Annotated in this window: 9 protein-coding genes and 2 pseudogenes; 5 read left to right on the forward strand and 6 right to left on the reverse strand. The window is 41.2% G+C overall.

Going from position 1 to position 10,901, the window contains the following annotated elements; translation table 11 throughout:
* A pseudogene (locus tag VB654_RS07630) lies at positions 1–465 on the forward strand (hypothetical protein); the annotation flags it as partial.
* 242 nt (positions 466–707) lie between these two features.
* On the opposite strand, the gene radC reads toward VB654_RS07630, so the two are convergent.
* Positions 708–1,439 (reverse strand): RadC family protein, encoded by a 732-nt coding sequence (gene radC / locus VB654_RS07635; RefSeq protein ID WP_323213067.1) that lies wholly within the window; start codon positions 1,437–1,439, stop codon positions 708–710.
* Positions 1,440–1,642: 203 nt separating this feature from the next.
* Between radC and VB654_RS07640 the strand changes: the two genes are divergently transcribed.
* The gene (locus VB654_RS07640) at positions 1,643–2,119 is read left to right on the forward strand and encodes a hypothetical protein (RefSeq protein ID WP_323213069.1); all 477 of its coding nucleotides are present in this window, start codon (positions 1,643–1,645) and stop codon (positions 2,117–2,119) included.
* 199 nt (positions 2,120–2,318) lie between these two features.
* Here the strand turns inward: VB654_RS07640 and VB654_RS07645 are convergent, their stop codons facing one another.
* Both VB654_RS07645 and VB654_RS07650 read right to left on the reverse strand, forming a co-directional pair.
* A complete protein-coding gene (locus VB654_RS07645; RefSeq protein WP_323213070.1) occupies positions 2,319–2,741 on the reverse strand; it encodes a hypothetical protein in 423 nt (140 codons plus the stop codon).
* Positions 2,742–2,876: 135 nt separating this feature from the next.
* Complete coding sequence (locus VB654_RS07650; protein WP_323213071.1) at positions 2,877–4,514, reverse strand: CTP synthase; 1,638 nt, start codon at positions 4,512–4,514, stop codon at positions 2,877–2,879.
* 90 nt (positions 4,515–4,604) lie between these two features.
* On the opposite strand from VB654_RS07650, the gene VB654_RS07655 reads away from it, so the two are divergent.
* Entirely contained in the window at positions 4,605–6,401 is a 1,797-nt protein-coding gene (locus VB654_RS07655; RefSeq protein ID WP_323213072.1) for an N-acetylmuramoyl-L-alanine amidase, read from the forward strand.
* 41 nt (positions 6,402–6,442) lie between these two features.
* On the opposite strand, the gene VB654_RS07660 is transcribed toward VB654_RS07655, so the two are convergent.
* Complete coding sequence (locus VB654_RS07660) at positions 6,443–7,183, reverse strand: hypothetical protein (RefSeq protein ID WP_323213073.1); 741 nt, start codon at positions 7,181–7,183, stop codon at positions 6,443–6,445.
* 135 nt (positions 7,184–7,318) lie between these two features.
* Here VB654_RS07660 and VB654_RS07665 point away from each other — a divergent pair, with 135 nt between their 5' ends.
* Together VB654_RS07665 and VB654_RS07670 are read left to right on the forward strand one after the other, a co-directional pair.
* On the forward strand, positions 7,319–7,651 hold the full coding sequence (locus VB654_RS07665; protein WP_323213074.1) for a hypothetical protein: 333 nt from the start codon (positions 7,319–7,321) through the stop codon (positions 7,649–7,651).
* Positions 7,652–7,662: 11 nt separating this feature from the next.
* Positions 7,663–8,343, forward strand: a complete 681-nt coding sequence (locus VB654_RS07670) for a DUF6745 domain-containing protein (RefSeq protein ID WP_323213075.1) — start codon at positions 7,663–7,665, stop codon at positions 8,341–8,343.
* Positions 8,344–8,455: 112 nt separating this feature from the next.
* Here the strand turns inward: VB654_RS07670 and VB654_RS07675 are convergent, their stop codons facing one another.
* On the reverse strand, positions 8,456–10,306 hold the full coding sequence (locus VB654_RS07675; RefSeq protein ID WP_323213076.1) for a vWA domain-containing protein: 1,851 nt from the start codon (positions 10,304–10,306) through the stop codon (positions 8,456–8,458).
* Positions 10,307–10,674: 368 nt separating this feature from the next.
* Positions 10,675–10,857 (reverse strand): annotated as a pseudogene (locus VB654_RS07680) (hypothetical protein); the annotation flags it as partial.
* Positions 10,858–10,901: the final 44 nt, after the last annotated feature.

Below are 10,901 nucleotides of genomic sequence, written 5' to 3' on the forward strand. Positions count from 1 at the left end.
CGCACTCCCGATGAGGAAGCATTACCTACACCTACCGGAGAAACTGCAAACACTCCCGTCAATACAGGCGTGACGGTGACATTTACTCCACTAGATAAAACTGAAGTAGGCCAATTCATACAAGAAGGTAGATTGAGTCCTGATGGTCTACCCGATGTTCTCGCTGAACACATACACAAGGGAAGTAACACCAAAAATATAGACTTAAGTTATATTTCTGGTGATTCTGTACTTGAGCCTGCACAGCTTCTGGTTAGCTTAGTAATTGATAACAAGGGCAATTTTCAACAAGCTCTAGTTTTAGAAATAGATCCAGCAAGACTACAAAATCAAAAAAGTTTGTATGAGCGAGTTGCCAACGATATTTTCATTAACGATAGATTTTTACCGGGAGAAAATAACGATGGTACAAAACCAGAGTTGAGTAATTTGTTTATCCGGATCACGATTCAACCTGTTAATTGAGTTCGTAGTAAGGGCTTTAGCCCTGTTTTGTCAAGTTCTGCATAGCGTGTGCTTTGCGTTCAGCATCGACCACAGGAGATAGAGATGACTAAGGGACTTCCAATTAAAAAAATATCCCATTGCTGAGGTAGGCAGGGGAGCAGGGAGCAGAGAGCAGGGGGGATAAAGAACAAAGAGATTCTGATGAAATGGGGCAATTTATTTTCTGGAAATCCCTAAAGGCCTGACTACAAACCTTGAAATTAATCACCTTGGGGATAGTCATTCCATAACTTCGTAGTTTCACGTAAACTTTGGTGACTACCATTACCCAGAATTAAATGATCTAATAACGGGATGCCCAAAAGTTGCGCCCCTGCTAACAATTGACGTGTTAATTCTATATCTTCTTCACTAGGTTCTACATTACCTGAAGGGTGATTATGAGCAATAATGGCCCGTGTTGCACCTTGACGAATGATTTCTCGAAAAATATCACGGGGAGATGCTAAAGTTTCGGTGGCAGTACCGATGGTAATTACTTGAGTTCCCAATAAGCGATTCTTGACATCTAATAGTAAAACTGCAAAACGTTCTTGTGTTTGCCACATCAGGTCTTGACTAAGCGCAGCCGCAGCCACAATGGGGTTATCAATGGGCGTACTGTCTGAAGGACGAAATTGAAAGGTACGTTTCCCTAATTCAATTGCGGCTAAGATGGTTGTGGCTTTTGCTGGGCCAATACCAGGGATTTGCATTAATTCTGCCGGGGTGACTTCTCGTAAAACAGCTAAGGGGTCACGTTGGTGTTTACTCAGTTCCTGTAATAAATACTGCCCTAGACCCACGGCTGAGAGTTTTCCCGGCCCTTGACCAGTTCCTAAAAGAATTGCAATTAACTCGGCTGTGGCTAAAATTTTGGGGCCGTGGGTCATTAAACGCTCACGTGGACGCTCATCTGTGGGAATATCGGCAATTCTGAGACAATAGGTCATAGAATAAGGAAGATAATGGTCTCTTAGATAGCACTATCTCTATTTATCCCCTGTTTATTCAGCAAATTATCCCTAGATGAAAAAATCTTGAATTTTTACTACTTGTAGGTACGCGCGATCGCACTTCTCAACTAATGACAGCGATCGCCTAGCCAGATTATACTGAAGTTTAGTATATTGCAAGTATATAAAAGAGCATTAAGATGACCGAAAATATTGATAAAACCACAGCTTTAACCAAACAATGGTTAGGCGAAATTCAAACCCTCAAGCAACAACTCGCAGAACAACAACGGGATTGCGATCTGGCTTGGGAAAGCGCTCAAAAGTGGCGTAAGCTTTATAACACTGAAGCCGAACAACGTCGCACAGATACAAATTTAGCTCAACAGGCGATCGCTACTCTCAAAACAGAGATCCAAAAACTTAAAGGACTGGAATCCGGTCTACTCATTGATGGCACAGCCAACACAATAGCCCAACAAGAAATTCAACAAATCCAATCATTAGAAGAATTGCAAGACAAACTCATTGCAATTATGAAAGAACGCGATCGCCTACTGCAAGCTTTAAAAACTGAACAAGAAAACCACGCCCAAACCCGTAAAAACCTAACTACTGCCTTGGGTGATGCTATTGATGGCTTGACAAAAGAGCGAAGTAGTGTATCTAAAAAGTGAATTACCGATCAGAAAGCCTTAAATATGAGACTTCCAAATAAAAAAATATCCCGTCGTTTTGAGAGCAGGGGGGCAGGGAGCGGGGAGCAGGGGGAGGAAAGGTCATTTTAGTTGCAGAAATTTGGATCAACTTTTTTGTGGAGTTCTCTATAGGTAAAGACGTGACGCATCGCGTCTTTATAAATTTTTTTACGCGTTTTCAAGATAAAGAATATCCGGTTGATTTTTGCACAAAATTTAAAATTTTTTCATAAGATTCAGGATTACTCACGGCATTGATAATAATGGGGATAGTACCATCAGGTAGCCAAAATGTTATCCTGCCATTAGCTTCTTGACAAAAAGAACTAATACAGGTGAGGTTAACTATATATTCATTTTTTTCATAAACGATTTTTACCCATTGAGCATTTTCTATTTCTAGTCCAATCACAAATTCTAAATATTCTAGAAGTTTTTGATAGTCTTCTAAATTACTCTGCGGATTAAGTACAATAGGAATAGCATTATCAGGCAACCAGAAAGTCACCCGGCCGCTTTTTTCATAACAAAAAGCATTTACACGGTCAAGATTGACTATATACTTTCTCCTATCGTAAAGGATTTTCACCCAGTACGCCACAACATCTCCTTACGTTTCAATTTTATGAATGATGCACCCTATATGTATAACGAAAATTATCCTCACTTCCTAAGTTAATGTTGCGCTGCACTGAATCAAAACTCAAAAAAGTTATTTTCTTGAGTTTTGAATTGTTTAAGAAACTTCCACGGGTGTTGGTAAGTTAGACATGGGATGAGTCCGGTTAATTGCAGCTTCCATAAATCCTTTAAATAAAGGATGAGGAGTGCTAGGACGTGAATGAAACTCTGGATGAAATTGACAAGCTAAGAAAAACGGATGCTGGGGAAATTCCACAATTTCCACTAAGCGTCCATCGGGAGAAGTTCCACTAATCACATAGCCTGATTCTAACAACATATTACGGTAAGTATTGTTGAATTCATAGCGATGACGATGACGTTCGTTAACTACTTCTTTTTGATAAAGATTAGCAGCCAGACTGTTAGGAACAAGATGACAAGGATAAAGTCCTAATCGCATTGTTCCACCCAAATCAACTACATCCTGTTGTTCTGGTAACAAATTAATGACTGGATATTTGGTTTCAGGGTCAAATTCGGAACTGTTAGCACCAACTAATCCTTCTACATTTCTAGCCCATTCAATTACGGAACATTGCATTCCTAAGCATAAACCTAAGAAGGGTATTTGGCGATCGCGGGCATATTTAATGGCGGCAATTTTGCCGTCTACCCCCCGAATACCGAAACCTCCAGGTACTAAAATACCATCAACACCTGCTAAATAAGTTTCGGGTGATTCGTTTTCTAAATCTTCGGAGTTTACCCACCGCAAACGTAAATCGCCGTAAGTAGAAATAGCCGCATGACGCAACGCTTCTACAACGGAAAGATAAGCATCACTTAACCGCACATATTTCCCCACAATGGCGATTTCCACAGTGTATTTAGGACTGTATAAACGCTCTACCATTGTTTGCCACAGTACCAAATTCGGTGGGCGTTGTTCCATGTGCAGCAAATCTAAAACTTGCTCTGCCAGTCCTTCCTGTTCTACGATGAGCGGTACTTCATAAATACTGCTGGCATCTTGGGCAGTGATCACACATTCTTGGGGAACATCACAAAATTCTGATAACTTGCGTTTTAAGCCTAGAGGCAACGCGCGATCGCACCGACAGACTAAAATATCTGGTTGAATGCCAATGGATCTTAATTCCTTCACAGAATGCTGTGTGGGCTTAGTTTTCATTTCACCCGCCGAAGCTATCCAAGGGATGAGAGTTACGTGCATATACAGCACATTTTGCCGTCCCACTTCCTTGCGTAACTGGCGAATAGCTTCCAAAAACGGCAGTGATTCAATATCGCCCACCGTGCCGCCAATTTCTGTAATTAATACAGAAGGATTCGTATCTTGAGCAACACGCAGAATCCGTTCTTTTATTTCATTAGTAATATGGGGTATGACCTGTACCGTACCGCCATTATAGTCTCCACGCCGCTCTTTATTAATTACTGCTTGGTAAATAGAGCCAGTGGTAACACTATTTAACCGCGACATTGAGGTATCAGTAAAGCGTTCATAATGTCCCAAGTCTAAATCTGTTTCAGCACCATCTTCGGTAACAAAAACTTCCCCATGCTGAAAAGGACTCATTGTACCTGGATCGATATTAATATAAGGGTCGAGTTTCAAAATCGACACCGAATAATCCCGCGATTTCAGTAAACGTCCCAGGCTTGCTGCTACAATGCCTTTGCCAATACTGGAAACTACACCTCCAGTTACAAAAATAAACTTAGTCATAGTATAGTAATTTGAATTTTTAGCAACTTCTCAAAAAACATCCCGTTATTGTGCCACAGTTTCTGTGGTGAAATCTTTTGTGCTGTAGCCGTGAAAAAACTTCTAGGATTAGTAATATTAGGGTTTATCGTTACCTCCTCTGTAGTAGCATTGGCAGTATCATCATTTTTGGTTGTTTATCCTCCAAACAACCACCAGACAAGGGCAGAAAAAATTTTCTTGATTGGCACAGCGCCACCAGATGGACAGGTTCTCATCAATGGTAAGCCAATTAACCGCAGTCCAGCAGGCCATTTTGCTCCAAGTTTTCCTTTGCAAGTGGGAGATAATCTCTTTGCTGTGCGTCACCAAAACCAAGAACTAAAAATTAAAGTTACTAGGCTTTCCACTCAGCCTGAGTTGCCTCAAGGGTTAGCCTTCGCCAAAGATTCTCTCACTCCAGCAGCCGATATTGCCAGACTAGCGGGAGAATTAATTTGTTTTAGTGCGATCGCACCCCCTAATGCCAGTGTATCTGTCAATCTGGCAAATCAAACTATTTCTCTTGCACCCCAACCTCAACAAATAAGTCTACCAAGTAATTCAGCTGCCCTCACAGGAAATAACCAGCCTACTGCCCAGTCTATCCCAGGAAAGTATGAGGGTTGCACGACAGTTGAAAAACCTCTTTCTCTCACCTCTGCTAACAACATCATTTCTGCTGCTCAGAGTAGAGATTTGGGGAAACCCGAATTTCAACTGACATTCAAAGGCGAGACGATAACTCAACCAGGAACTGGCAATATTCAAATTCTCTCACCTGCAAAGTTACAAGTGGCTGAGGTAGTAGCAGATGCAGGAGTGGCGCGTACTGGCCCTAGTACAGATTATTCCCGACTCACCCCACTTCCCCAAGGCACACGGGCATCAATTACCGGCAGTGAAGGAGAGTGGTTGCGTTTAGACTATGGTGGTTGGATCAATAGTAAGGAAACTCGTGTTTTACCAGGTGCTATTCCGCCACGCACCGTTATTCGCAGTGTGGGTTATCGCCGACTTCCTAGTGTCACGGAAATAGTTTTTCCCTTACAAGTCCCTGTACCTGTGAGTGTGCAGCAGAACGATGATAATTTCACTCTCACACTTTATAACACTACTGCCCAAACAGACACTATTCGTCTAGATGATGACCCTTTAATTTATCGTCTAGATTGGCAGCAGTTGATTCCAGGACAAGCTCAATATACTTTTAACCTCAAAAAAGCTCAACAGTGGGGATATAAGCTGAAATACGACAATACAACCCTGGTTTTAACTTTACGTCATCCGCCCACCATGAAAGGTGAAAGACGAAAACCGCTATCTGGTATCAAGATTCTACTCGATCCTGGACATGGTGGCAAAGAATCAGGTGCTGTGGGTCCGACTGGATATCCAGAAAAAGCGGTGAATTTAGTGGTATCCAAATTATTCCGTGATCAATTGCTGAAACGAGGGGCTACAGTGGTCATGACTAGAGATACTGATATTGAAGTTTCTCTAAGCGATCGCATGGCCATGATAGATCGAGAAGCACCAGCGATCGCGCTTTCCATACATTACAATGCTTTACCCGATAGTGGTGATGCGGAGAATACCAAGGGAATCGGCACTTTCTGGTATCATCCCCAAGCTCACAGCCTCGCTATATTTATGCAAAAATATCTGGTTAACAAGCTAAATAGACCTGACTATGGCGTATTTTGGAACAATCTCGCCCTCACACGTCCATCAGCTGCACCATCAGTTTTATTAGAATTGGGTTTTATGATTAACCCCCAAGAATTTGAATGGCTGACAAATTCCTCAGAACAGAAAAAATTAGCAAAGGTTTTAGCTGAGGGTGTTGTTGAGTGGTTTAATCAATGATTTATTTCGCGCAAAGGCGCAAAGGAAGAGAAGAAGGGATTTTACGCTGGGTTAGCAGCTATTAATTTACCAATGTTATGGAAGTATTCAGTTGTTGCACCGAAGGCTACAGGGTGTTGAGATATCACAAATACGGTTTGACTGTTTCTACAGGTTAAGAAACCTTCTGAAGTTGGTAAAAATTCAACGTTTGTTATCTGTTGTGTGATTTTTTTCCAATAATATTCATATCCAGTTCCATAAAACACAACTGCTTGAGGTTGATGTTTTTTGATTTTCTCACTAATTTTATTGATGCGGTTTTCTAGACAATGCTTTACATACTGAGTTCTGTCGGTTAAATAACTCAACCGAGAATGTTCTTTATATATCCAATGCTTGAGAGAGGGTGACGGTAAAGGCAATAATTCTAATAAACAAGTTTCTTTACCTATTCTACCTAATTCATGTATTTGATATGTACGAACATCTTCTGTATTAATATTTTCTTGGACTTTGGCGCTTAATACAATGCGAATTAATTTATTCCAAGTTGGTTGTAATTTTGCACCTGGTTTAAAACTTTCCCCATATCCTAGAGCTATATGATATTCTGCAATATCTTCTATTTCCTTTTTACCTCTATCACTCCATATATTGATTCTGTTTTTAATTTCTTCAAATTGTCCTCCTGATTCTTCCATTCCAATAAACCAATAATTTCCTTGGAAATTACCGTAGCCATAAAATGTTTCAATTAATTTTTCGAGCAGTTCATCATTAAAAAAATCTGGATTATTCATAACTCCGCATTTTTATTTATTTAATTGAGCGTGTTGGTTTAAAATTAAGCGAGTATAAATGTAATTTCAAGCAAACTCTCCAACTCTCTGCGCCTCTGCGTTAAATAAACCTCCAAAGCAGTATAAAATTAGAAGATGTATAGCGATCGCAACAACTCCCAAACTGATATGCTTTACAGACATGGTGACGTTCTCATCAGCAAAATTCCGGCTTTACCTGTAGGTGTACAAAAGCGTACAGGTGCGACTCTCGCACACGGTGAAATTACAGGACATAGCCACCGCATTCAGCAATCTCAAGCGGTACAATTGTGGGTAAATGGTAGTGAACTTTTTTTGGAAGTCAAAGAGCCAAGTGCTACCTTAATTCATGAAGAACATAGAGCCATTGAATTACCCCAAGGCTTTTATCGAGTTTGGAAACAACGTGAATACCGTCCTGATGCTTATGTAGAGGTGGAGGATTAATGCTAAATTTGATGTCAAACGGGCGCATCCCTAAAAAACCAGTTAAGCAACGCCCCACCAATGAAGCTGTATCTCCGGAATTAGCCAGAAAATTGATATTACAACATCGCGCCTGTGATGGAATGCGGGTTTTAGGACATTTAAATTTAAGCGGTGCATCAGATATTTACAATTTACCCGAAAATCTCACTTGTGAAAGTCTAGATATTAGCGACTGCGTAAACTTAACTACCCTTCCCCCAGGTCTACACGTGACTAATGGGATTGAGTTAGCTAATAGCGGAATTACCAGTTTACCTGCGGGACATGGTTTTATTTTGCGCTGGCGAGGAGTGCGGGTAACAGATGAGATTGCTTTTGCATCAGATTCCATCACAGGGCAAGATATTCTTAACATCGAGAATGTGGAATTACGCCGTGTACTAATCGAGCGTTTGGGCTATGAAACATTATTGCAGCAAGTGGGGGGTTTGGTGCGCGATCGCGATCAAGATGCTGGCGGAGAACGTCAACTTGTCTACATCCCCTTTGAAGACGACGAACCATTAATGGTCTTAAAAGTCACCTGTCCATCCACAGGACACATTCATGTTTTACGAGTACCCCCCAACATGAGAACCTGTCATCAAGCAGCAGCTTGGATTGCAGGTTTTAACAACCCAAATGATTATAATCCGTTAATTGAAGCGTAATAATTTGTAATTCGTAATTCGTAATTCGTAATTCGTAATTCGTAATTCGTAATTCGTAATTTGTAATTAAGCGTTACATTAAATCATCTCGCTTTATGCAAGGCTTTAATTTTTAATTGTTAATAGTGGGTTGTACAAAACGCTTAATTTCACCACAAGCAATATAAGATTTACCATCAGGTGCTGTCTTCACCTCATCAACAACATAAAGCATTCCTTCTTCACGGATTGAACGAGGAAAGCGCATATTCCAATCAGGTTCATAACCATCAGAAACCACCCTGGCTCTGAGCTTACTGCCATCTTTGACACACTGCACTAAAACTTGATTGTCTATAGTGTCAGTTGTTTCCAAGTCAGCAGCACTGGCGGGGCCTTTGGCAGCTTTACCTGTGCTAATTATTTGCGTATTTCTACGATTAACAAAAGTGTCTGCTACACCTGCTTGAGCAAAACGAGTGATGTCTCCCCGGACACGGTAAAAAGTGCGATCGCTTGATAATTCTAATCCTTCCACTACATAGCGTGCGCCTTCAGCCCGAATCCCTCGCGGAAACTGGACATTTTTACTGGTATCATATCCTTCAGACACGACTTTAACCCGCAATTTGCCACTTTCCCGAACACATTGCAGTTCCACACCAGAACCGACTTCATTCACAACCGGCATTGCATAGATTTCATCGCCAGCCGTCACACCACGACCTCCCAAATCGCTGCGATTGCGTGCCATTGTCTGGTAACTTTGATCTCGCATTTCTTTACGTCCCGCATTACCCAAAGCTTTTTGAGCAATCCGACCTGCAAAATACTCTAGCTGATCTATCTCTTCAGCAATTTCAAAATTCTCATTTAACCCTTGATCCCGGAGCTTTTTCACCAATACCCGCAGGATTTCTTCAGCTTCCTGATGTTTGCCATGTTCAGCTAAATCAAGGGCAATTTCTTTGGTTTTAGCAATGGTGAGGCGACTAAGTTCCAGAATAATGTGGCTGGAAGATGCAGCAGCAGCTTCTTCGATAGTGCCAACTTTAGCGAAGACATCGGCTGTACCTGAAACACTTTGAATCACGTTATCTTGAACAACATCAGCGCTGTAATGTAGTTTCATCACAGGTAAATCGCCTACTGGTGCTGAGGATATATCCAGACTCAACCCCAAAAGTTTATCTTCCCCTTCGTACAGTTCGCCCAAACTAATCACCGCTTGACCGGCTTGATTGTGACTGACTGTAGCCAAACTCAAAGTATCTACAAGGCTGATACCATCAGCTAATTCCAGTGTTACTGTGAGATTTTGACCTACCACTGCTCTGAGACTGTCTAACTCAATGCTAAAAACTTCTGTGGCTTCATCAATGCTTTGAATAAAGTAGAAATTACCATTGGCGGCTCTAGCCATACCAATCAATAAATCTTCATTAAAACCTTGAGCAAAACCTAATGTAGTTGTAGTGATGCCTTCCTCTGCTTTTTTACTAGATGTTGCCGTCAGTACCTTGGGATCTACAATCCCCATATTGGCATGACCATCGGTGAGTAAAAGCACACGGTTAATTTTTTGGGGATCAAGTTGCGCTTTGACATATTCGCAACCTTTGAGCCAACCCCCAGATAAATTAGTAATACCACCAGCTCTGACTTTGTGGATAGATTTTTTCAGTTCCGCCTTGTCAGTTACAGGTTGGGGTGAAATCACGGTATCCACTTCATCATCGTAAACCACGACCGAGAGCATATCATTTGCCTCCAGCTGATCCACTACAGACTCAGCCGCTTTGAGTGCATGATGCAAAGCACGACCCGCCGCCATAGAACCGGAGCGGTCAATTACCAGAGAAAGGTTAAGATTACGTCGGGGAGATTCCGCAATATCAGCCCGAAAACGTAACAGAATATTTGTTTTTAATGAAGATCCGGTAGGTAGGATAGCTTGGTCAAAGTCGTAACTCGTATTAATCATTTGGTACACCCCTCTGAGTTAACTGTGGTCAGCTACAAGCCTGATAATGCAGATGTATCAGTGTTGTTCTTAGTTTACCCAAAAAGCAGTATAAAATGTATAAAAAGTGAGGCTAATTTTTATCCAAATTAGCGATCGCTATCACAATTATTCAACGTTTGCTGCCAATCTGCTACACATATACCTTCGCTTTAAAAGCGGGATATAGCGATCCTAAATAAGACGTGAACATTTCTCTTCTTTCTCTTCCTCTGTGATCTCTGTGTCTCTGTGGTTCGTTAAAAAAATCCCGTTCATAACTCATTTAGGATTGCTATATGTGTTTTAAATCAATACGGTTCAGTTAAAATTCAAACTTTTTGTTTAGGTCATTTTTTTAACGTTCGCGTAGCGTGCGCGCAGCGCATACCGCCAAGAACGCCAATGACACCAAGTGAAGAATGAGAAGGGAGAAATGATTGCTGAACTGTATTGTGTTTTAAATTTGTTGTGACAATTATAACTTCATCGAAACTCGGCAACTGTAAAATAGCCTGAGCCGCAAGAATTACTCAGAGGATTGTCTAGTAATATAAGATTGCCCATCTGATTGTTA

This window comes from Nodularia sp. UHCC 0506 (assembly GCF_034931045.1).
In the GTDB taxonomy this organism is placed as follows: domain Bacteria; phylum Cyanobacteriota; class Cyanobacteriia; order Cyanobacteriales; family Nostocaceae; genus Nodularia.

Excerpts from the sequence above, each read along its gene's own strand:
- radC (WP_323213067.1), bottom strand. The coding sequence starts at position 1,439 with ATGACCTATTGTCTCAGAATTGCCGATATTCCCACAGATGAGCGTCCA.
- VB654_RS07640 (WP_323213069.1), top strand. The coding sequence starts at position 1,643 with ATGACCGAAAATATTGATAAAACCACAGCTTTAACCAAACAATGGTTA.
- VB654_RS07650 (WP_323213071.1), bottom strand. The coding sequence starts at position 4,514 with ATGACTAAGTTTATTTTTGTAACTGGAGGTGTAGTTTCCAGTATTGGC.
- VB654_RS07660 (WP_323213073.1), bottom strand. The coding sequence starts at position 7,183 with ATGAATAATCCAGATTTTTTTAATGATGAACTGCTCGAAAAATTAATT.
- VB654_RS07665 (WP_323213074.1), top strand. The coding sequence starts at position 7,319 with ATGTATAGCGATCGCAACAACTCCCAAACTGATATGCTTTACAGACAT.
- VB654_RS07670 (WP_323213075.1), top strand. The coding sequence starts at position 7,663 with ATGTCAAACGGGCGCATCCCTAAAAAACCAGTTAAGCAACGCCCCACC.
- VB654_RS07675 (WP_323213076.1), bottom strand. The coding sequence starts at position 10,306 with ATGATTAATACGAGTTACGACTTTGACCAAGCTATCCTACCTACCGGA.